Source organism: Streptomyces sp. NPDC030245 (assembly GCF_055572995.1).
Window position 1 is genome coordinate 890,620 of sequence record NZ_JBVICF010000002.1, and the last position, 21,558, is coordinate 912,177.

Consider the following 21,558-nt stretch of genomic DNA (forward strand, 5'->3'; position numbering starts at 1 on the left):
TCGCTTCGACTCTCCGGCGCTTTTCGTCGGTGCACTGAACAGTACTCGCTTCGCGATCCGAACTGCACAGCTCTTGTGCGGCAGTTCGGGCCCCCCTATCCTCGCCGCAATAGTCAGTGCGCTGATTAATTCGTTGGTTCCGCCCAGTTGCTTCGTGGAAGAAAGGGGCCGCGCGGATGGACAAGGTGGTGGCCACGGCTGCCGACGCGGTGGCGGACGTCCCGGACGGGGCGTCGGTCGCGGTCGGCGGCTTCGGGCTGAGCGGCGTGCCCGCCGAGCTGATACGCGCGCTGCACGCGTCCGGGGTCTCGGGCCTGCGGGTCGTGTCCAACAACTGCGGCGCCATGGACTCGGGCCTCGCGGTCCTCCTGGCGGCGGGCCGCATCGCCCGTGTGACCGGGTCCTACATAGGTGCCAACAAGGAGTTCGCCCGGCAGTACCTGGGCGGCGAACTGGAGGTCGAGATGATCCCGCAGGGCACGCTCGCCGAGCGGCTGCGGGCGGGCGGCGCGGGCATCCCCGCGTTCTACACCCCGGCCGGGGTCGGTACGCAGGTCGCCGACGGCGGGCTCCCCTGGCGCTACGATGGCGAGGGCGGGGTTGCCCTCGCGTCCCCGGCCAAGGAGGTACGGGAGTTCGACGGCACCGCCCATGTCCTCGAACACGGCATCCGCACCGACTTCGCGCTGGTCCGCGCGGCGAAGGGCGACCGGCACGGCAACCTCTTCTTCAGCAGGTCCGCCCGCAACTTCAACCCGCTCGCCGCGATGGCGGGACGGGTGACCGTCGCGGAGGTCGAGGAGCTGGTGGAGCCGGGCGGGATCGAGCCGGACGCGGTGCACCTGCCGGGGATCTTCGTGCAGCGGGTGGTGGCGCTCACCCCCGAGCAGGCGGCGGACAAACCGATCGAGAAGCGGACGGTGGCCGGCTGATGGCCTGGACCCGTGAGGAGATGGCCGCCCGCGCCGCGCGCGAGCTCCGGGACGGCCAGTACGTGAATCTCGGCATCGGACTGCCCACGCTGATCCCCAACCACCTCCCGCCCGGTGTCGAAGTCGTCCTGGAGTCGGAGAACGGCATCCTTGGAGTGGGCCCCTATCCCACCGAGACGGAGGTCGACCCCGATCTGATCAACGCGGGCAAGGAGACCGTCACCGTCCTGCCCGGCGCCTCCTTCTTCGACTCGGCGCTCTCCTTCGGGATGATCCGCGGCGGTCACATCGACGTGGCCGTGCTGGGCGCGATGCAGGTCTCCGCGCGCGGGGACCTCGCCAACTGGGCGGTCCCCGGAAAGCTGATCACGGGCATCGGCGGGGCGATGGACCTCGTGCACGGCGCCCGTACGGTCCTCGTCGTCATGACGCACACCGCCAAGGACGGCTCGCCCAAGATCCTCGACGAGTGCGCGCTGCCGCTCACCGGCAGGCGCTGCGTCGACCGGGTCATCACCGACCTCGGCGTACTGGAAGTGACCGCACACGGTCTGGAGCTGGTCGAGACCGCGCCGGGCGTCACCATCGACGAGATCGCCGCGAAGACCGCGGCGACGATCCACGTCCCGGACAGCCTTGGCACACGGAGCGACGGCACATGACCCTCACCACCGAACCGCTGCCGGACGGGCTCGGCCAGGACGCGATCGACGCCGAGGTCGCCAAGGCACGGGCCGCCGCGCCACCCGGCGCGCACCATCCGCCCCGCGACTACCCGCCGTACCGCAGCACCCGGCTGCGCCACCCGAAACAGCCGCTGGTCCCGCTGCGCGACCCGGAGGCCGTGGAGCTGACCGGTCCCGCGTTCGGCGTCACCGACGTCTCCGCGCTGGACAGCGACCTGACGCGGCAGCACGCGGGTGAGCCGCTGGGCGAGCGCATCACGGTCAGCGGCCGGGTCCTCGACCGCCGGGGGCGGCCCGTGCGCGGCCAGCTGGTCGAGCTGTGGCAGGCCAACGCGTCGGGCCGGTACGCCCACCAGCTGGACCGGCACCCCGCGCCCCTCGACCCGAACTTCACGGGCTTCGGCCGCTGTCTGACGGACGACGAAGGCACGTACTCCTTCACGACGATCAGGCCCGGCGCCTATCCGTGGCGCAACCACACCAACGCCTGGCGCCCCGCGCACCTCCACTTCTCGCTCTTCGGCACGGCGTTCACCCAGCGCCTGGTGACGCAGATGTACTTCCCCGGCGACCCGCTCCTGCCGTACGACCCGGTGCTGAACGCGGTGGCCGACGACTCGGCGCGGCGGCGCCTCGTCTGCGCGTACGACCACGGCCTTTCCGTCCCCGAGTGGTCGCTGGGCCACCGCTGGGACATCGTCCTGGACGGCCCGTCCGCGACGCTCTTCGAGGAGGACGACGACCACTGATGCACGCGCCCACTCCCTCCCAGACCGTCGGCCCCTTCTACGGATACGCGCTGCCGTTCCCCCGCGGCGGTGACGTGGCGCCCTTCGGGGACACGGAGACGATCACCCTGCACGGGTACGTGCTCGACGGCGCCGGACAGCCCGTGCCCGACGCCCTGATAGAGACCTGGCAGCCCGCGCCGGACGGCTCGCGCGCGGGCGTACCGGGCTCGCTGCGGCACGACCCCGTCACGGGGCGGCTCGTGGGGCGCGACGGTGTCGTGTTCACCGGCTTCGGCCGGGTGCCGACCGACGCCGACGGGCACTGGGCCGTGCGGACGCTGCCGCCGGGCGGCGTCTCGTACATCTCGCTCGCCGTCTTCGCGCGCGGTCTGCTGCACCACCTGTACACGCGCGCGTACCTGGTGGACGAGCCGGGTGACGCGCTGCTCGGCTCCCTCGCGGCCGAGCGGCGCGGCACGCTGGTCGCCCGGAACGAGGCGCCGCGCACGTACCGGTTCGACATACGGCTCCAGGGGCCCGAGGAGACGGTCTTCCTGGAGTTCCCGGGGCCTGCGGGGTCTGCGGGGCCTCCGGAGTTTGTGGAGTCCGTGGAGGTGTCCCCGTGACCGGGCTGTTCTCTCCGGGTTGGGCGGGCTCCCCCGCCGCCGACGCGACCTCCGACCTCTCCTTCCTGGAGGCGTTGCTGGCCGTCGAGGCGGCCCTGACCCGCGCGCAGGCCGGGGTGGGCCTCGTGCCCGCGGATGCGGCCACAGCGGTCACGGAGGCGGCCTCGGACGTCGGCCGGTTCGACGTGCGGGACATCGCCCTGCGCGCGCGGGAGGGCGGAAACCCGGTGATCCCGCTGGTGGCGGCCCTGACGGCGGTGGTGCCCGCGGACGCGGCGCCCTACGTCCACCGGGGCGCGACGAGCCAGGACATCCTGGACACGGCCCTCATGCTGCTCTCCGCACGCACGCTGGACCTGATCCTCGCGGACCTGTCCCGCACGGAGCGGGCACTGAGCCGCCTCGCCTCGGACCACCGCGACACGGTGATGCCGGGCCGCACCCTCACCCAGCACGCGGTGCCGACGACCTTCGGCCTGAAGGCGGCCGGGTGGCGCTCCCTCACCCTGGACGCCCGGGACCGGGCCGAGACCGTGCGCGGCAGTCTGCCGGTGCAACTGGGCGGCGCGGCGGGCACGTTGGCGTCGTTCAGGGCGTACGGGGAGGCTCGCGGTGTGGGACAGAGTGACGGTGGTCAGTCGGTCGTGCGGGCCTTCGCCGGAGAACTGGCCCTGCGCGCGCCCGTGCTGGCCTGGCACAGCCTCCGTACGCCCGTCGCCGATCTCGCCTCCGCCCTCGCCTTCACGGCGGGCGCCCTCGGCAAGGTGGCGGCCGACGTCCTCAACCTCTCCCGCACCGAGATCGGGGAGGTCGCCGAGGGGACGGGCGGCGGCTCGTCGGCCATGCCGCACAAGGCCAATCCCGTACGCGCCACGCTGATCGCCGCCGCCGCGCGGCGCGCGCCCGGTCTCGCCGCGACCCTGTACGGCTCGCTGGCGGCCGAGGACGAGCGGCCCGCCGGGGCCTGGCACGCCGAGTGGGAGACCCTGCGCGATCTGCTGCGGCTGGCCGGCGGCGCGGCGCGGGACGCGGCGGAGCTCGCCGAAGGGCTGCGGGTGCGGCCGGAGGCGATGCGGGAGCACCTCGACCTCACCGGTGGGCTCATCGTCTCCGAGCGGCTGGTCGTCGAGTTCACGCCGTCGCTGGGCGCGGCCCGCGCGAAGGAGCTGGTGACCGGGGCGGCGCGGCGCGCTCGCGCGGAGGGGCGGACGCTCGCGGAGGTGCTCGCCGAGGAGCCGGCCCTCGATCACGCCGGCCTCTCGGACGGGCTTGCCGACCTCTCAGACGGGCTTCCTGTGCTGACCGACCCCACCCGCTACACCGGTTTCGCCGGTGAGCTGACCGACCGTGCCCTGGAGCGACGTTGACCGACGAACCGCGCGGCAGGAGCAAGCTGCCGCACCACACCGTCGAAGGAGCCGCGACGGCGCCGCCGCTCCTCCTCGGCCCGTCCCTGGGCACCTCCACCGCCCTGTGGGACGCCGTCGCACCCGAACTCTCCACCGCCCACCGGGTCGTGCGCTGGGACCTCCCTGGCCACGGCCGGTCCCCCGCCGACCTGATCGGTCCCGGCGCGACGGTCGCCGACCTCGCCGGGCTCGTCCTCGCGCTCGCCGACTCCCTCGGCATCGACCGCTTCGCGTACGCCGGGGTCTCGCTGGGCGGCGCCGTGGGGCTCCACCTCGCGGCCCGGCATCCCGACAGGGTGACCGGGCTCGCCGTGCTCTGCTCGTCGGCGCACTTCGGCGGCGCCGAACCGTGGCGGGAGCGGGCCGCGCTGGCGCGCCGCGAGGGCCTGGCCGGGCTGGCCGAGTCGGCGCCGCGGCGCTGGTTCACGCCCGGGTTCACGGTGCCCGCCCTCGTGGCGGACCTCCGGGCCACCGATCCGGACGCGTACGCGGCGTGCTGCGACGCGCTGGCCGCGTACGACATGCGGGACGCGCTGGCGTCGATCGCCGCGCCCACGCTGGTCGTCGCCGGGCGCGCGGACCCGGCGACTCCGCCCGCCCACGCGCGAGAGATCGCCGACGCCGTGCCGGGCGCCTCCCTGGTGGAGCTCGCGGACGCCTCCCACCTGGCTCCCGCGGAACGCCCCGACGCCGTGGCGGCGGTTCTGCGCGCCCACTTCACGGGGCCGCCGGCGAACGGCACGGCCGTGCGGCGCGCCGTGCTCGGCGACGCGCACGTGGACCGCGCGCAGGCGCGCACGACGCCCTTCACGGCGCGCTTCCAGGACTTCATCTCCCGTTATGCGTGGGGCGAGATCTGGACCGACCCCACGCTCGCACACCGCGAGCGCAGCCTGATCACCCTGACCGCGCTGGTCGCCCGCGGCCACCTCGACGAACTCGCGATGCATGTGCGCGCCGCCCGCGGCCTCGGTCTGACACCCGAGGAGATCGGCGCGGTGCTGCTCCAGACGGCGGTGTACTGCGGGGTACCCGCGGCCAACGCGGCGTTCGCGGTCGCCGAGCGGGTGCTCGCCGAGGAGGCCGGGGAGGCCGGGGAGGCCGAGGAGGCCAGGGACGGCGGACACTACGGGGGGTGAGGTGCGGCGCCGGGTGCTGTGCGGCGCCGGGTGCTGTGCGGCGCCGGGTGCTGTGCGGCGCCGGGGGGGTAACGGCCGCGTGAGACGACGGGGCGGCGTGCCGGTGGCGCGGTGCGCTGTCGGGGCGGGGCGGTGGTCCGGTGGCGCGGTGCGCTGTCGGGCGGCACCGCGCCCGGGGTGCGGCGTGCAGCGTCCGGCGCCGCGACATCACGGCCGCACGGCGTCCCGACGCCCGACGTCCCGGCGTCCGGCGCCCAGCGCCCAGCGCCCAGCGCCCAGCGCTACAACATCACGGCGCCCCGACGCCCCGACGCCCCGGCGTGCGGCGTGCGGCGTGCGGCGTGCGGCGTGCGGCGTGCGGCGTGCGGCGGCACGACATCACAGTGCCCGGCGCCCCGGCGCCCGGCGCCACAACATCACGTCGGCCCGGCGGCCCGGCATACGGCGTGCGGCGCCACGCCCTCACCGGGCCCCGTACACCGACCTGGGCGTCTCCGCCTTCGCGAGGAGCTTCAGGGCTGTCTCGCCCGCCTCCGTCGGGGTCCAGCGGGCGCCCTTGTCGGCGGTGGGGCCGGGGTGCCAGCCCTCCATGACGGTGATGCGGCCCCCCTCCGTCTCGAAGACGCGGCCCGTGACCCCGGCGGAGGCGGGTGAGCCCAGCCAGACGACGAGGGGGGACACGTTCTCCGGGGCCATCGTGTCGAAGCCGCCGTCCTCGGGAGCTGCCATCGTGTCGGCGAACGTCTGCTCCGTCATGCGGGTCCGGGCGGCGGGTGCGATGGCGTTCACGCGCACTCCGTAGGAGGCCAGTTCGGCGGCGGCGACCAGGGTGAGGCCGAGGATGCCCGCCTTGGCGGCGCTGTAGTTGCCCTGTCCGACACTCCCCAGCAGGCCCGCTCCGGAGCTGGTGTTGACCACGCACGCGTGCGGGGCCCGGCCCGCTTTCGCCTCGGCGCGCCAGTGGGCGCCCGCGTGCTTCAGCGGCAGGAAGTGCCCCTTGAGGTGTACGCGCATCACGGCGTCCCAGTCGTCCTCCTCAAGGTTGACCAGCATGCGGTCCCGCAGGAAGCCCGCGTTGTTGACGAGGGTGTCGAGGCGCCCGTACGTGTCGAGGGCGGCCCGCACCAGCGAGGCCGCGCCCTCGGACGTGGCGATGTCGCCGCCGTGCGCGACGGCCTCGCCGCCCGCCGCGCGGATCTCCTCGACGACGTCGTGGGCGGGCCCACCGGAAGCCCCCGATCCGTCGGGCCCCACGCCGAGGTCGTTGACGACGACCCGGGCGCCTTCGGCCGCGTACGCGCGCGCGTGCGCCCTGCCGAGGCCGCGGCCCGCACCCGTGACGACCACGACGCGGCCCTCGCAGATCCCGGACTTGGCAGCTGACGTCATGGGGAACTCCTCACGTTGTACGGTCAATTGACGTACGCCTCAATCGCCCTCAATCGCCCTCAATGGTTGACTGACGCCGCATCCAAGAACGCGGGGCGTTCCCCTCCCCCGTGCAGCCGGAGCGCGGCTCCGCTGATGTACCGGGCGCGGTCGGAGGCCAGGAAGACGCAGGCGTCGCCGACGTCGGAGGGGTCGGCGAGGCGGCCGAGCGGGACGGTGCGGGCGACCCGGGCGACGCCCTCCTCGTCGCCATAGTGCAGGGCGGCGCTCTCGGTGCGGGCGAGGCCGAGGACGACCGTGTTGACGCGTACGGCCGGGGCCCACTCGACGGCCATGGTCCCCGCGAGGTTCTCCAGGCCCGCCTTCGCCGCGCCGTACGCGCCGCTGCCGGGCGAGGGCCGGGTCCCGCTGACGCTGCCGATCATCGTGATGCTGCCGCCGGCCTCCTGACCGCGCATCACCTCGTACGCGGCGAGCGACGCGTACAGAGGCGCGAGGAGATTCAGCTCGACGATCTTGGCCTGGCGGGCCGGTGCGGTCTCGGAGAGCAGCCCGAACGGCGTGCCGCCCGCGTTGTTCACCAGGGCGTCCACCGCCCCGTGGGCCGCGGCGACCTCCGCGAAGAAGGCGGTGGCCGCCGCCGCGTCGCGCAGGTCGAGCGCTCTGAACTCGGCGGCGGCGCCCGCCGCTTCGACGGGCTCGTCCGGCGGCCTGCGGGCGCAGACGACGACCCGGGCGCCGGCGGCGAGGAAGCTGCGGGCGATGCCGGCACCGACGCCGCGGGTGCCGCCGGTCACGACGACCACCTGTCGTGTGTCAGTCATCGCTGCTACCTTTCCAACTAACAAATGTTTGGTTGAAGGCGTGTGGGTTGAAAGGTAGCGGATCGTCTGATGTCTGTCTCCACCTCCGCCCCGGACAAGGGCGTCACCGTCGTCACGGTCGACTATCCGCCCGTCAACGCCCTGCCGGTGCGGGGTTGGTACGACGTGGCGGACGCCGTGCGCGCCGCCGGGCGCTCCCCCGAGACGCGCTGCGTCGTCCTGACCGCCGAGGGCCGGGGGTTCAACGCGGGCGTGGACATCAAGGAGATGCAGCGCGACACCGGCCACACCGCGCTGATCGGCGCCAACCGCGGGTGCTACGAGGCCTTTTCCGCGGTGTACGAGTGCGAGGTGCCCGTCGTCGCCGCCGTGCACGGCTTCTGCCTGGGCGGCGGCATAGGCCTCGTGGGGAACGCGGACGCGATCGTGGCGAGCGAGGACGCCACCTTCGGCCTGCCCGAGCTGGACCGGGGCGCGCTCGGCGCCGCCACGCACCTGGCCCGCCTCGTCCCACAGCACCTGATGCGCGCCCTGTACTACACCTCACGGACCGCGACGGCCGCGGAGCTGCACGCGCACGGCTCGGTGTGGCAGGTCGTGCCCCGCGCCGAACTGCACGCCGCGGCGATGGAGTTGGCCCGGGAGATCGCCCGCAAGGACGGCACACTGCTGCGCTTCGCCAAGACCGCGATCAACGGAATCGACCCCGTGGACGTGCACCGTTGGTGCGGGCCGGCGGTCTCCGACGATCCCTTTCCCAGGCAGCACCGGTACCCGGGCCACCGGGTTCGACACGGGCCGCGGGGCATATGGTGCGGGGCGCCGCGGACGCGACGGGCCCGCGGGTCCGCCTCAGGGGCGCCGCCACTCGTCGCTGCGCAGGTGCGAGCCCGCCTGCGGGCCCATGCGCACCATGCCGCCGTCGGCGACCCAGGACGCGCCCGTCACGTACGAGGCGTCGGGCCCGGCGAGGAAGGCGATGACGGCGGCGATCTCCCGAGCGTCGCCGGGCCTGCCGAGCGGAATGCCGGGGCGGTGCTCCTCGTGCACGTCCGCGTCCTCCTGCCCGGTCATGGGCGTGGCGATCTCGCCGGGCGCGACGGCGTTGACGGTGATGCCGTGCTCCGCGAGCTCCAGGGCCATGACCTGGGTCAGCAGCCCGAGGCCGCCCTTGGCGGCGCAGTAGGGGGCAGCCCCGACGCGGGGCTGATGCTCATGGACCGATGTCACATTCACGATGCGGCCGCCGTCGCCCTGCCGGATCATGCGGCGTGCGGCGTGCTGGCCGCAGAGGAAGGGGCCGATGAGATCGACGTCGACGACGCGGCGGACGTCCGCGTGTTCGAGGTCGAGGAAGGGGGTGGCGGTGCCCGTTCCCGCGTTGTTGACGAGGACGTCGATGCGGCCGAGGCGCTCGGCGAGGTCGTCGACGACCCGCGCGGCATCGGGGAGCCGGGTCAGGTCCATTCGGGCGACGGCGGCGCGCCGGCCGTGCCCGCTCACTTCCTCGGCGGTCCGTTCGGCGCCCTCCTCGTCGGAGTGCCAGGTGATCCCGACATCCATTCCGGCCGCCGCGAGCCGGACGGCCGTGGCCCGGCCGATGCCGGAGTCCGCGCCCGTGACGACGGCCACCGGGGTGCCGGGGGCGGTGGGGACGGTCATGGGGTTCCTCCTGTTCGTCGTACGGATCACTCGTCGCCCTCTGTCCAGCTTCGGGCAACCGCGCGCCGCGCGCGCATCACGCGCTCGTACGCTGCTCGTACGCTGGGGGGCGGAGGTGGTCCTGATGGTCCGGTCGGTGAAGTACGCGGTGGCGGCCTCGGGTCAGTGGGTCGACGAGGAGGACGGCCGGCAGCGGCTCCCCGCCGGCGAGGCACACGCGTGGCAGCCCGGCAGAAACGAAACGGTCTGCGGCCTCTCCCTCAGCCGCTCCCGCCTCACCCGTTTCCCACACGTGCCGTGGACCGACGCGATCCCGTCCTCCGGCGGCTCAGCGGACCGCGTACAACGCCTGTGCCACCGATGCGCGTCGGTGGCGGGCCGCACGGGGACTGACGCCCGCCCACCGTGGCGCCGGACGAATCCTCGCCCGTGAGACGGGGGCCGGGGCGGCGCCTCGTCCCGGGCTGGGCCGGTGACGGCGCCTTGGCCGGGGGGGCGGGGCCTGGGAGGCCGAGGCGGCTCCTCGCCCGGGCCGGGGCCTGGAAGGCTGGCGCTTCTGGCCCGGCCAGGCCTAGAAGGCCAGCGGCGGAGCCTCGCCCGGCCAGAGCCGGTGACGGCGCCTCCCCCAGGACCGGGACCTGAAAGGCCGAGGCGGCTCCTCGCCCGGGCCAGGGCCTGAAGGGCCGGTGGCGGAGCCTCGTCCGGCCAGGGCCTAGAGGCCGGCTGCGGTGCCTCGTCCGGCCAGGGCCGGTGGTGGTTCCTCGCCCGAGCTAGGGCCTGAGAGGCCCGTGGCGGATCCTCGTTCGCCCAGGGCCTGGGAGGCCGGCGGTTGCGACTCCCCGTCCGCCCACGCCCTAGAAGGCCAGTGGCAGTTCCTCGTCCGGGACGACGTGGACCGCTGCCTCCTCCGCGCCCGCCGCGCCGCCGTCGATGCCCTCGTCCCTGGCGATCACCTCTTTGGTGGTGTCGGGGTGTGCCCCTTCGTCCGGGGCGACCAGGCGGCCCGCGCGGTCCCGGCCGGCCTCCGGGTCCATGGGCTCGCCCTCGCCGTCCGGCAGGTCGCCGATGGAGTCGCGGACCGGCTGCTCGGGGTCGGGCACCTCCGTGTCGGGCACTTCCTGGCGCAGCCGCTCGTCGAGCGTCTCGCCCTCGTGCTGCTCGGCCGCCGTGGTGCCCGTCTTGGTGACGCCCAGCGGCTTCTCCGGCGGCGAGTAGCCCTCGTCGAGCATGTCGTCGTACGTACGCTCGTCCACCGCGTCCTGGAGGTCCAGCGGCGCCGCGTCCTCCTGCTCCTCGTTGCTGCCGGTGGGCTGGTAGGCGTCGTCCGCCATGTTCTGGTCGCTCATGACTACCTCGCGCTTCGGGGTCTCGGTCGTGTCGCGCTCGCCCTCTCATGGTCGCGCTCAGCGTCCAGGGTTGCCCGCGAGACGTCCCCCAAACGATCTGCCCCGGCTCCGGGCCTACTCGGTGTGCATGATCTGGATCAGGTTGCCGCAGGTGTCGTCCAGGACCGCGACGGTGACGTCGTCCATCCGCACCGGCTCCTGGGTGAAGCGGACCCCGAGCCCGCGCAGCCGTTCGAACTCCGCCGCGACGTCGTCCACGGCGAAGGCGGCGGCCGGGATGCCGTCCGCGACGAGCGCGGCCTTGTACGGCTTCACCGCGGGGTGCCCGTCGGGCTCCAGGAGCAGCTCCGTCCCGTCGGGCTCCTCCGGCGAGACCACGGTCAGCCACCAGTCGTCGCCGATCGCGACCTTGGACTTCTCCACGAATCCGAGGACGTCGGTGTAGAAGGCGAGAGCCTTGAGCTGGTCGTCGACGAATACGCTGGTCAGGTTGATTCTCATGGGGCGCTCTCCGGTGCGTCGGTGCGTCGGGCTTGAGCCGTCCGTGCATGACGCGCTCAAGGTCGAGTATGGCGACGTACCGGCCGAGCGCCACGTCACGCGCCCTGCCGCGTCACGAGGCCCCGAGCACCAGCCACCTCGACGGCAGCTCGATGCGCGTGCCGTCCGCGGCGAACTCCGTCGTCGCCAGGGGCAGCTCGCCCGCGGCGACGATCGTGAGCCCGGCCGACGCGACGTACGCGTCCACCGCCGCGTCGACGACCTCCGCGGGCGCGATCCCGTGGGCGAAGACCGACGCCAGCTTCGGCGGCGGCCCCGCGGGGCTCCGCACCAGGCCCAGCAGCACGGAGCGCGCCGCCTCGGAGAGCTCGACGACGAAGGCGCGCCCGCGCTCGCCGAGCAGCGTGGCGACGCCGTCGAGCAGCGGCTGCCGGCCGGCCGGCTCGCACTGGTGCAGGACACCCCTCATGTACACGTTCACATCGCCGACCTCGGCGTGCAGCTGCTCCGTCGCGCTCTTCTCGCCCGCGTCGAGCCGGCGGTAGTCGACCTGCCCGGCCGCGTCGGCGCGCCGGGCGTGGTCGAGGGCGGCCGCCGACAGGTCGACGCCGAGGACGCGCGGGAAGCGGTCGGCGAGGAAGCGCGTCTGGGTGCCGTTGCCGCAGCCGATGTCGACGACGGGCAGGCCGGCGGTCATGTGGGGTGCGAAGAGGGCGAGGTGCAGGCCCGCGGTGAGGGCCGGTTCGGCGTCCCAGAAGACCGCCCCGGGTTCGTCGGGCGCCTCCCGCCAGAACCCCTCCCACGCCTCTCTGTACCGGCTCGTGACGCTCATGTCCGTACTCCCCGGGGTGCGACGAGAGCCGCCGAAGCCGACGACGAGATCGGTGTATCGCGCCCGGGGCGCACGGACAACCACCCGCGCACTCCTTCGCCGTCCGATCGGCGCGTCGCCACCGGGCGCACGCCCGCGACGCACGGCGCTTCCTACGTACGAGAGGGGCACGGGCCGCCGACTAGCGGCGCGGGAAGGGAAGTTCGCACCAGACCGTCTTGCCCGCGCGTGTGCGGCTCGTGCCCCACTCCGCCGCCAGCGAGCTGACGACGCGCAGGCCGCGCCCGAACTCGTCGGCGGGGCCCGCGCTGAGCAGCGTCGGCAGCGTCTGGTCGTCGTCCTCGACCTCGCACACCAGCGCACCGGAGCGGACGAGCCGCAGGTCGATCCTGCTGCTGCGGGAGTGGCGCACGACGTTGGTGACGAGTTCACTGACGAGCAACTCGGCTGTTTCGGCGAGGGGTTGGAGGGACCAGGCGCGCAGCTGGGCGCGGACCATCTCGCGGGCCCTGCCCACCTCGGCGGGGTCGCCGGCGAGCCGCCAGTGCGCGACGTTCTCCATCGAGATGCCGTTGAGCCGGGCCATCAGGAGCGCCACGTCGTCCTTGCGGCCGCCGCGCGGGTTGAGGGCGCGGATGATCGTGTCGCAGGCGTCGTCCATGGAGGCGGCGGGGTGCGCGGCCGACTCGGTGAGGGTGGCGAGGCCGACGCCGATGTCCTCGCCGCGGATCTCGACGAGGCCGTCGGTGCACATCAGCAGCCGGTCGCCGGGCGCCACGCGCAGCAGCACCGATTCGAAGGGCACACCGCCGACGCCGATGGGCGCCCCGGTGGGCAGGTCGAGGAGTTCGCTGCGGCCGTCCGCGGCGCGGACCAGGACGGGCGGGATGTGGCCGGCGTTGGCGAGGTGCAGCTCGCCCGCGATCGGGTCGTAGACCGCGTACAGGCACGTCGCGAGGTAGTGCTCGCCGAGGCGCTGCGCGAGGTCGTCGAGGTTGCGCAGGAGCTGCTCGGGCGGCAGGTCGAGGGCGGCCATGGTCTGCACGGCCGTGCGCAACTGGCCCATCATCGCGGCCGAGTTGAGGCCGTGGCCCATCACGTCGCCGACGACGAACGCGGTCCTGGAGCCGGGCAGTTTGACGGAGTCGAACCAGTCGCCGCCGACCCGGCCGAGGAGCGTGCCGGGCAGGTAGCGGGTGGCGATGTCGCAGCCGGGCATGCGGGGCTGGATGTGCGGCAGCATGCTGTCCTGGAGGGTGTCGGCGACGCTCTCCTGGTACGTGTACATGCGGGCGTTGTCGAGCACCAGGCCCGCGCGGGCGGCCAGTTCGGCGCCGGTGACGCGGTCCATGTCGTTGAAGACGGGCCGCTCCCGGTGGCGGAGCAGGATCATGAAGCCGAGCACCACATTGCGCGCCTTGAGCGGTACGACGAGCATCGAGCGGTGGTTGATCAGCGGGCGGATGTCGCGCTTCTCGAACTGGGAGGCGATGGCGTTGCCCATCTCCTCGGTGATGCGGGGCACAAGCACCGGGTCGCCGGAGGTCATGCATTGGAAGAACGGCGTGTGCGCGGGGAACGGCATGGACTCGCCGACCGGCACCACGTCGTCCCAGCGGCCCGGCTCGTCGGTGTGCTCGACCGCGACCCGGTGCCACATCGTGGTCTCGTCCGGCGCGCCCTCGGGGAAGCCCTCGCCCGCGACGACCTGCTCGCGGAGGTAGGTGCCCGCCACGTCCGTGAAGCGCGGCACGACCGCCCTGCTCACCTCGATGATCGTCCGCGACAGGTCGAGCGAGGAGCCGATCCGGCCGCTGACCTCGTTGAGGAATTCGAGGCGCTCGCGGACGGCGGCGTACTCGAGGTCCTCGCCCTCGTCGTCCACCGCCTCCGGCGCCACCGGCACTCCGTGGGCCGCCGCCCGTGCGGCGCGCTCCCTGCGCTCCTTGCGCTCGGCCCGGCGGGCGACGCCCCAGTCCGGGGTGACGGGCACCCGGTCGTGCCTGCTGAACTCCAGGACGGGATAGCCCAGTTCGAGAACCTGGGCGACGATGCGGGCGCTTTCGTCCACACTCATGCTGGGCAGGATCTCGGGGAGCCGGGCGGCGAGCTCGTCCGCGCCGGGGAAGTCGGTGTGCAGCGCGAAGCCCGGCGCGATCCGCTCGACCTGCTCGTCCCGCTCGTTCCTCTCGTCCCTCGCGCCCCGCCCGTGCCGCTCCCGCCGCTCGTCGTCCGGCTCGTCGGAAGCGGTCAGCCGCGCGGCGTCGGCGGCGAGCACCAGGAGCCGCTCGGGGCCGGGCCCCACCAGGGGGTACGCCCACCACAGCACGTCGACCCTGGCGCGGCCGCGGGCGCCGCCCGTCCCGCTCACCGAGCCGGTCAGGCGCGCACGCCCGGCGGCGGGGTAGGAGATGCGTCCGTCGAGGGAGGTCTCCAGGTCGGGGCCGAGTCCGTCGAAGGCGCCGTAGGACCCGCGGTCCTCCGGGAGCGCTCCGTGCACCGGCAGCAGATCGCCCACGGGGCGGCCGACGGCCTCCTCCTTGGCGTATCCGAAGAGGCGGCGCGCGCCGACGCTCCAGTGCGAGACGAGACCGGCGCCGTCGACGACGACCACGGCCAGCGGAATGCGGCCGGACGCGGCACTCTGCGCCGGTGGCTCGCCCGGAGTGCCTCGTTCCATGGCTCATGCTCCTTCCCGCGGCAGCGCAAGATTCTGCGCCGCCACCAACCACCGTACGGCCGACGGAGGTTGCCGTGCGGGGCAATACGGGAATTCGCCGGGGCGGCCGGGCCACCGGCGCACGCCCCCCCCGGGCGCGCACCGTCCGGCCCCCGGCCCCGCGCCGCTCAGTCCTCGTGACCGAGTTGCAGGTCCCGCTCGGTGCGGCCGCCGCCCGCGACCTGGAGGACCGTGGCGACCGGCGGGTAACCCGCCGCGATCACGGTGTACTCGCCCGAGGACAGGTCGACGAAGCGGAAGGAGCCGTCCGGTCCCGTGGTCAGGGTGTCGACGACGTTCCCCGCCGCGTCGAGCAGCGTCACGCGCGCGTCCTCGACGGGCCGCCCGCCGCCGGCCCGCACGGTGCCCCGCAGCACGGCGCCGCCCGCGAGCTCCACGTCCTGCCGGGTCTCGCGCGAGGCCTGCACGGAGACGGGCAGCGCGGCGGGCCGGAACGCGGGCGCGCTGGCCGCGAGCGTGTACTCGCCCGCCACCAGCTCCGTGATGACATAGCCGCCTTCGCGGCCGCTGCGGGTGGTGGCGACGACCTCTCCGCGGACGTCGGTCAGGGTGACGGCCGCGTCCCTGACGGGCGTTCCGTCGGCGGTCACCACGGTCCCCGCGAGGCGGCCCGCCCCGCCGAGGACGACGTCGAGCTCGACGGGCCGCTCCCCCACGGTGACGGTGACGGCCTGCGGCTGGTGCCCGCCGGCGGCCGCGATCAGCACGAACGAACCCGAGCCGGGGGTGGCCAGCGCGTACCGTCCGTCCTCGCCGCTCGCGCCGCGCCCGATCTGCTGTCCTGCCACGTCGATGAGGGTGAGGGCGGCGCGGGGCACGACCGTGCCGTCGGGGTGCTGCACGGTGCCGCAGACGGGGACTCCGGCCGCGTACGTCGTCGTACGGGCCCGGGGAACGGCCGTCGGCTCGGCGGCGGGTGCGCTGTGGGGGGCGGTGCTGGACAACAGGGGGGTCTCCTTGAGGAAGAAGGCGAGCAGCATGCCGAGGACGAGCACCGGCACCAGGTAGAGGAAGATCCGCGGCATCGCGTCGGCGTAGGCCTGGATGTAGCCCTCGCGCAGCGGGGCGGGCAGCGCGTGGACGAGCTGCGGGGTGATGGACTCGGCGTCGGGCAGCTCCTCGCCGGACCCGGCGGGGAGCCGGTCGCGGAGCGCGTCGGCGAGCCGGTCGGCGAAGAGCGTGCCGAAGACGGCGGCTCCCACGCTGCCGCCGATCTGCCGGAAGTAGTTGTTGGCGCTGGTGGCGGTGCCCAGGTCGGCGGGGCGTACGGCGTTCTGCACGGCGAGGACGAGGACCGGCATGACCAGGCCGATGCCCGCGCCGAGCACGGCCATCCAGACGCTGTACTCCAGCCGGGAGGTGTCGGCTTCGAGCCGTGCGAGCAGCCACATGCCGACCACGGAGAGCATGCCTCCGACGATCGGGTACACCTTGTAGCGCCCGGTGTGGGTGATGAGGTGGCCCGAGATGATCGACGCGCCGACGATGCCGCCCATCATCGGCAGCATCAGGAGCCCGGACTCGGTGGCGCTCGCGCCGTCGACCATCTGGAGGAAGGTCGGCAGATAACTGGCCGCTCCGAAGAGGGCGATTCCGACGACCACGCCTACAAGACTGGTGATGTTGAAGACCGGATCACGGAACAGGCGCAACGGAATGATCGGTTCTGCCGCGAACCTCTCGGCGACGAGGAAGAGCACACTCGCCACGACCGCACCGGCGCCGAGCCCGAGGATCATCCGGTCGCCCCACGCGTACTCCGTTCCGCCCCAACTGGTCAGCAGCACCAGGCAGGTGGAGGCGGCGGCGAGCAGAAGCGCGCCGAGCACGTCGAGCCGGGCCCTGCGGGTGGGCTTGGGCAGCTTGAGGACGAGCGAGACGACGAGGAGGGTGACGAGGCCGAAGGGCACGTTGAAGTAGAAGCACCAGCGCCAGGAGGCGTGGTCGGTGAAGAAGCCGCCGAGCAGCGGGCCCGCGACCGAGGCGAGGCCGAACACGGCGCCGATCAGGCCCATGTAGCGGCCGCGCTGCCGGGGCGGCACGATGTCCGCGATGATCGCCTGGACGCCGATCATCAGGCCGCCCGCGCCGACACCCTGGAGGGCGCGGAAGGCGATGAGCTGGTCCATCGTCCGCGACCAGCCGGCGAGCGCCGAGCCGATGACGAAGACGACGATCGCGAACTGGAAGACGCCCTTGCGTCCGAAGAGGTCGCCGAGCTTGCCGTAGATCGGCAGGCCGACCGTGGAGGTGAGCAGGTAGGCGGTGATCGCCCAGGACATCTTGTCGAGGCCGTGCAGCTCGCCGACGATCTTCGGGAGCGCGGTGGCGACGATCATCTGCTCCAGCGCGGCGAGCAGCAGCGCGAGCATGAGCCCGACGAACACCATGCGGACGCGGCCGGGGCTGAGCCCGTGCGGCGGGGCCGGATCGGGGGCGGCGGGTGGCGCCTGCGCCTGTCCCGGGCCCTGATCGCCGGGCGTCGAGGGTCCGTTGGCCCCCTCGTCGCGGTGCTGCCCGTTCCGCTCGTCCCGCTCGGCGACCTTCACCAGCGTCGTCCCGCCCACGTCCTGCTCCCCTTCGTCGCGCCTGCGCCGCATTTCTCGCATTACGCGACAACTGCGAGCAAGCGCGACGAGCCGCCCTCGCGCGGGGCCCGGCGGACGTAAGCGCCGGTCGGAGCCCTACGGCGTACAACGGAGCCGAGCGGAAAACCACTCGAAACGGTGAGCGTGACGACAACCCTGATGGACTACAGGGGAGTTGACTACTTCTCGACCTCGGTGGCGAGGTTGGCGAGCACGGCGTCGTAGATCCGGCCGAGGCCCTTGGGGGCGAAGGTCTTCTCGAAGAAGCCGCCGATGCCGCCCGCGCCGTTCCACACCGTGGAGACGACGACGCGGGACTTGCCCTCACCGGCCGGGGTCACCGTCCAGGTCGTGACCATCGAGGAGTTGCGGTCCTTCTCGACCAGTTCGCCGTCGGTCGGCTCGCTGACCTCGAGGAGGCAGTCGCGGATCCGCTTGCTGGTGGCCTGGAGCTTCCAGTGGACGAGGGTGCCCTCGCCGTCGCCGCCCTCGCGCACCTCGTACTCGCTGAAGTGCTCCGAAAGGAGCTTCTGCCGCGTGCCGGTGTAGTCGGCCAGCGCGTCGAAGACGTCGTCCGGCTTCGCCGTGATGATCCGCTCCGTGACTGCCTCGACCTGCGCCATTGCACTTCCTCCAGCACTTGTTTTCGGGGACTTCGCGGAAAGCCAACCACTCGGGCCACCGGCCTCCCAAATCGGGGCCCCCGTGGGCGGCGCGCTCAGCCCGGCAGGAGCCGGAGCGAGACCCACAGCGCGAGGGTCGAGAGGACCAGGGCGGCGGGGGTGGTGAGGAGTCCGAGGCGGGTGAACCGGCCGAGACTGACGTCGTGTTCGTGCTGGTGGGCGATGCGGCGCCAGAGGAGTGTGGCGAGTGATCCGGCGTAGGTGAGGTTGGGTCCGATGTTCACGCCGATGAGCACGGCGAGGACCGCGCCGGGTCCGGACGGAGCGGCGAGCGGGGCCAGGGCGAGGACGGCCGGCAGGTTGTTGATGAGGTTGGCGAGCAGTGCGGCGACGGCGGCGGTGCCGAGCAGCGCGGGCAGCGAGGTGCCGTCGGGGACGACGTGCCCGAGGGCGTCGCCGAGTCCGTTGTCGACGACGGCCCTGACGACGATGCCGAGGGCGAGGACGAAGGCCAGGAACGGCAGCTGGACCGAGCGCAGGAGCGCCACCGGTGTCGTACGACGGCGTGCGAGGGCCCGCACGGCGAGGACGGCCGCCCCGGCCGCCGCGGACCAGGCGGGGTCGACGCCGGCGCCGGAGGCCACGGCGAACCCGGCGAGCGTGGCCGCGACGGTCACCAGGGCGAACCGGGGCATCCGCGGCGGCTCCGCGAAGCCGGCGCCCTCGGCGGGGGCGTCGAGGTCGGCGGCGAAGAACCGCCGGAAGACGGCGTACTCGACGGCGATGGCGACCAGCCAGGGCAACGTCATGAGCAGGGCGAACCGCGTGAAGCCGAGGCCCGTCGCGGTGAAGGCGAGGAGGTTCGTCAGGTTCGAGACGGGCAGCAGGAGGGAGGCCGTGTTGGACAGGTGGGCACTGGCGTAGACGTGCGGCGCGGGGCGGGCGCCCATGCGGGCCGCGGTGGCGAAGACGACCGGTGTCAGCAGGACGACGGTGGCGTCCAGGCTCAGGGTCGCGGTGATCACGGAGGCGAGCCCGAAGACGGCGGCGAGCAGCGTGCGCGGCCGTCCCGCCGCCCGGCGCGCCATCCAGGTGCCGCAGGCGTGGAAGAGCCCTTCGTCGGCGCAGAGCTTGGCGAGCACGAGGACGCCGGCGAGGAAGCCGATGACGGGGCCGAGCCGCGCGGCCTCGTCCCGCACGTCGTTGAGGGGGATCGCCCCGGCCGCGACGACGACTGCGGCGGCGGGCACGGCGAAGGCGGCCTCCGGCCACCGGAAGGGGCGGACGACGGCGCAGACGAGCACCACGGCCAGGGCGGCGACGGACAAGGACTCGACGAGCATGTCTTCGATCATGCATCCCACGCCGCCCTGCCCCGCATCGCTCGCACGATCAAGGGAACAAGTGTTCTATTGTGTGGTCAGTGCTACCGAGGAGGCGTCATGCGCTGGGAGAACCTTTCCGACGGGCCGCGCCGGGGCACCGCGGACGCCGCGCTGTTCGGCGCGGACGCGGTGACCACGCGGACCTTCGACACCCCTGAGTTCGCCGGCATCACCTTTCACGAGATCCGGGCCCGGTCGATCGTGAACCGGGTGCCGGGGGCGTCCCGCATGCCGTTCGAATGGACGGTCAACCCGTACCGGGGGTGCACGCACGCGTGCGTCTACTGTTTCGCGCGCAAGACGCACAGCTACCTCGACCTGGACACCGGCCTCGGGTTCGACAGCCAGATCGTCGTCAAGGTCAACGCCGCCGAGCTCCTGCGCCGCCAGCTCGCCTCGCCCCGCTGGCACGGCGACCACATCGCCATGGGCACGAACGTGGACTGCTATCAGCGCGCGGAGGGCCGCTACCGCCTCATGCCGGGGATCATCGAGGCGCTGCGCGACCGCGGCAACCCCTTCTCGATCCTCACGAAGGGCACGCTGATCCTGCGCGACCTCGACCTGCTGCGGCAGGCCGCCGCGGTGACGGAGGTCGGCATCTCCGTCTCCGTCGGCTTCACCGACGAGGAGCTGTGGCGCACCGTCGAGCCGGGCACGCCCGCTCCGCAGCGGCGCCTGGACGTCGTCCGCACCCTGACCGGGCACGGCATCGGCTGCGGAGTCCTGATGGCGCCCGTCATCCCCTTCCTGGGGGACCACCCCGACCAGCTGCGTGCCACCGTGCGGGCCATCGCCGCGTCGGGCGCGACGTCCGTGACGCCGCTCGTGCTGCATCTGCGGCCGGGCGCGCGCGAATGGTTCATGGCGTGGCTCGGGCGGCACCATCCGCACCTGGTGCGGCGATACGAACGGTTGTACGCCGAGGGCGCCTACGCGCCGAAGTGGTACCAGCGCCGCATCACCCGGCACGTGCACGAGCTGGCCGAGGAGTTCGGCATCGGCCCCACGCGCGCGGGTGCCCGGCGGTTCCGCGCCCCGGAGGCACCCGAGGCCGCGCCCGCGCCGACGGCCGGGCCCACCCAGCTCACCTTGTTGTGAGCGGCCTGACGGGAGGCACCGCCGGACAAGAGGCCCGCGCGCGGGTGTTGTCACACCCATGGTCCACGATGGGTTCATGAGCCGACTGACCCACATCGGCGCCCCCGAGGGCGTCGCCCCCGCCACCGCGTACACCCACGTCGTCATGGGATCGGGCCGCTTCGTGGCGCTATCCGGCCAGCTGCCCCTGGACGAGGCCGGCGAGCTCGTCGGCGAGGGCGACGCGGCGGCGCAGGCCCGGCAGGTCTTCGAGAACCTGCGGCGCTGCCTCGCGGCCGCGGGCGCGACCTTCGACGACGTCGTGAAGCTGACGTACTTCGTGACGGACATGGCGCACATGCCCGCCGTGCGCGCGGCGCGGGACGCGTTCTGCGACCCCGAGCGGCTCCCCGCCTCCTCGGCGGTACAGGTGGTGTCGCTGGTGCGCCCGGAGTTCCTGATGGAGATAGAGGCGTTCGCGGTGGTGCCGGAGTAGGTGATGGACGTGCGGACAGCAGAGGCAGACGTGCTGCGGATACGGGAGATGGGCGAAGCCGACTGCGACGCCGTCGCCGAGCTCCGCGTCCTCGGCTGGCAGTCGGCGTACGCCGGGCTGATGCCCCAGCCGCACCTGGACGCACTCAGCGTCGAGGAGAGCGCGGCGCAGTTCCGCGAGCGGCTGGGGCGGGGCGGGACGGGTGTGGTGGACCTGGTCGCCGTGCGCGCCGGACGGGTCGTCGGCTGGGCCTTCTGCGGACCGGCCCGCGACGCCGATCTCCCGCCCGGTGAGAGCGAGTTGTACGCGCTGTACGCGCACCCGGAGCAGTACTCCACGGGCGTGGGCCGCGCGCTGCTCCTGGAGTGCCTGGAGCGCTGCGCCGCCGTCGGCCACGGCGGGATGCGCCTCTGGGTCCTGGAGGGCAACGCCCGCGCCCGCCGTTTCTACGAACGCGCCGGGTTCACACCGGACGGCGCCCGCGACCCCCAGGAGATGGACGGCACCCCCGTGCCCGAGCTCCGCTACGGCCGCCCCCTCCCCTGACCCCGCCCCTCACTCGGCCCCCG

General features: G+C 73.6%; 20 protein-coding genes and 1 pseudogene. 11 read left to right on the plus strand and 10 right to left on the minus strand.

From position 1 onward, the window contains the following. Positions 1–176 precede the first annotated feature (176 nt). The 6 genes from ACZ4Z4_RS08375 to pcaDC are packed head-to-tail and all read left to right on the plus strand — an operon-like array spanning position 177 to position 5,523. A complete protein-coding gene (locus ACZ4Z4_RS08375) occupies positions 177–932 on the plus strand; it encodes a CoA transferase subunit A (RefSeq protein ID WP_468323958.1) in 756 nt (251 codons plus the stop codon). Beyond that, entirely contained in the window at positions 932–1,594 is a 663-nt protein-coding gene (locus tag ACZ4Z4_RS08380) for a CoA transferase subunit B (protein ID WP_468323960.1), read from the plus strand. Before ACZ4Z4_RS08375 ends, ACZ4Z4_RS08380 begins: the two co-directional genes overlap by 1 nt. Further along, positions 1,591–2,367 carry a protocatechuate 3,4-dioxygenase subunit beta gene (gene pcaH, locus ACZ4Z4_RS08385; RefSeq protein WP_468323962.1) on the plus strand — a complete coding sequence of 259 codons (777 nt, stop codon included), beginning with the start codon at positions 1,591–1,593 and terminating at the stop codon, positions 2,365–2,367. Before ACZ4Z4_RS08380 ends, pcaH begins: the two co-directional genes overlap by 4 nt. Next, entirely contained in the window at positions 2,367–2,975 is a 609-nt protein-coding gene (gene pcaG, locus ACZ4Z4_RS08390) for a protocatechuate 3,4-dioxygenase subunit alpha (RefSeq protein ID WP_468323965.1), read from the plus strand. The genes pcaH and pcaG overlap by 1 nt, the downstream gene beginning before the upstream one ends. Further along, positions 2,972–4,342, plus strand: coding sequence for a 3-carboxy-cis,cis-muconate cycloisomerase (gene pcaB, locus ACZ4Z4_RS08395; protein WP_468323968.1), 1,371 nt, complete (start codon positions 2,972–2,974; stop codon positions 4,340–4,342). The genes pcaG and pcaB overlap by 4 nt, the downstream gene beginning before the upstream one ends. Further along, complete coding sequence (pcaDC, locus tag ACZ4Z4_RS08400) at positions 4,339–5,523, plus strand: bifunctional 3-oxoadipate enol-lactonase/4-carboxymuconolactone decarboxylase PcaDC (RefSeq protein ID WP_468323970.1); 1,185 nt, start codon at positions 4,339–4,341, stop codon at positions 5,521–5,523. Before pcaB ends, pcaDC begins: the two co-directional genes overlap by 4 nt. Positions 5,524–5,985: 462 nt before the next feature. Here the strand turns inward: pcaDC and ACZ4Z4_RS08405 are convergent, their stop codons facing one another. Continuing rightward, a complete protein-coding gene (locus tag ACZ4Z4_RS08405) occupies positions 5,986–6,912 on the minus strand; it encodes an SDR family oxidoreductase (protein WP_468323972.1) in 927 nt (308 codons plus the stop codon). A gap of 59 nt (positions 6,913–6,971) precedes the next feature. After that, on the minus strand, positions 6,972–7,736 hold the full coding sequence (locus tag ACZ4Z4_RS08410; RefSeq protein WP_468323974.1) for an SDR family oxidoreductase: 765 nt from the start codon (positions 7,734–7,736) through the stop codon (positions 6,972–6,974). 69 nt (positions 7,737–7,805) lie between these two features. Between ACZ4Z4_RS08410 and ACZ4Z4_RS08415 the strand changes: the two are divergent. Continuing rightward, positions 7,806–8,459 (plus strand): annotated as a pseudogene (locus tag ACZ4Z4_RS08415) (enoyl-CoA hydratase family protein); the annotation flags it as partial. 129 nt (positions 8,460–8,588) lie between these two features. On the opposite strand, the gene ACZ4Z4_RS08420 reads toward ACZ4Z4_RS08415, so the two are convergent. Next, complete coding sequence (locus tag ACZ4Z4_RS08420; protein WP_468323976.1) at positions 8,589–9,398, minus strand: SDR family oxidoreductase; 810 nt, start codon at positions 9,396–9,398, stop codon at positions 8,589–8,591. 124 nt (positions 9,399–9,522) lie between these two features. Here ACZ4Z4_RS08420 and ACZ4Z4_RS08425 point away from each other — a divergent pair, with 124 nt between their 5' ends. Next, the gene (locus ACZ4Z4_RS08425; RefSeq protein WP_468323979.1) at positions 9,523–9,831 is read left to right on the plus strand and encodes a hypothetical protein; all 309 of its coding nucleotides are present in this window, start codon (positions 9,523–9,525) and stop codon (positions 9,829–9,831) included. Positions 9,832–10,252: 421 nt separating this feature from the next. On the opposite strand, the gene ACZ4Z4_RS08430 is transcribed toward ACZ4Z4_RS08425, so the two are convergent. The 7 genes from ACZ4Z4_RS08430 to ACZ4Z4_RS08460 form a co-directional block, all read right to left on the minus strand. Continuing rightward, positions 10,253–10,744 (minus strand): DUF5709 domain-containing protein, encoded by a 492-nt coding sequence (locus tag ACZ4Z4_RS08430; RefSeq protein ID WP_468323981.1) that lies wholly within the window; start codon positions 10,742–10,744, stop codon positions 10,253–10,255. Between the two features lie 114 nt (positions 10,745–10,858). Beyond that, positions 10,859–11,245, minus strand: a complete 387-nt coding sequence (locus ACZ4Z4_RS08435; RefSeq protein ID WP_468323982.1) for a VOC family protein — start codon at positions 11,243–11,245, stop codon at positions 10,859–10,861. 112 nt (positions 11,246–11,357) lie between these two features. Next, positions 11,358–12,077 (minus strand): class I SAM-dependent methyltransferase, encoded by a 720-nt coding sequence (locus ACZ4Z4_RS08440; protein WP_468323985.1) that lies wholly within the window; start codon positions 12,075–12,077, stop codon positions 11,358–11,360. 181 nt (positions 12,078–12,258) lie between these two features. Continuing rightward, entirely contained in the window at positions 12,259–14,757 is a 2,499-nt protein-coding gene (locus tag ACZ4Z4_RS08445; protein WP_468323988.1) for a SpoIIE family protein phosphatase, read from the minus strand. 167 nt (positions 14,758–14,924) lie between these two features. Beyond that, on the minus strand, positions 14,925–17,384 hold the full coding sequence (locus ACZ4Z4_RS08450) for an MFS transporter (RefSeq protein ID WP_468324198.1): 2,460 nt from the start codon (positions 17,382–17,384) through the stop codon (positions 14,925–14,927). Between the two features lie 200 nt (positions 17,385–17,584). Next, positions 17,585–18,028, minus strand: a complete 444-nt coding sequence (locus ACZ4Z4_RS08455) for an SRPBCC family protein (RefSeq protein WP_468323991.1) — start codon at positions 18,026–18,028, stop codon at positions 17,585–17,587. Positions 18,029–18,123: 95 nt separating this feature from the next. Continuing rightward, on the minus strand, positions 18,124–19,383 hold the full coding sequence (locus ACZ4Z4_RS08460; RefSeq protein ID WP_468323994.1) for an SLC13 family permease: 1,260 nt from the start codon (positions 19,381–19,383) through the stop codon (positions 18,124–18,126). A gap of 87 nt (positions 19,384–19,470) precedes the next feature. Here ACZ4Z4_RS08460 and ACZ4Z4_RS08465 point away from each other — a divergent pair, with 87 nt between their 5' ends. The 3 genes from ACZ4Z4_RS08465 (at position 19,471) to ACZ4Z4_RS08475 (ending at position 21,535) form a co-directional block, all read left to right on the plus strand. Then, positions 19,471–20,514, plus strand: coding sequence for an Rv2578c family radical SAM protein (locus ACZ4Z4_RS08465; RefSeq protein ID WP_468323996.1), 1,044 nt, complete (start codon positions 19,471–19,473; stop codon positions 20,512–20,514). A 76-nt stretch (positions 20,515–20,590) separates the two neighbouring features. Continuing rightward, on the plus strand, positions 20,591–20,989 hold the full coding sequence (locus tag ACZ4Z4_RS08470; protein ID WP_468323999.1) for a RidA family protein: 399 nt from the start codon (positions 20,591–20,593) through the stop codon (positions 20,987–20,989). A gap of 9 nt (positions 20,990–20,998) precedes the next feature. Continuing rightward, entirely contained in the window at positions 20,999–21,535 is a 537-nt protein-coding gene (locus ACZ4Z4_RS08475; protein WP_468324002.1) for a GNAT family N-acetyltransferase, read from the plus strand. Positions 21,536–21,558 lie beyond the last annotated feature (23 nt).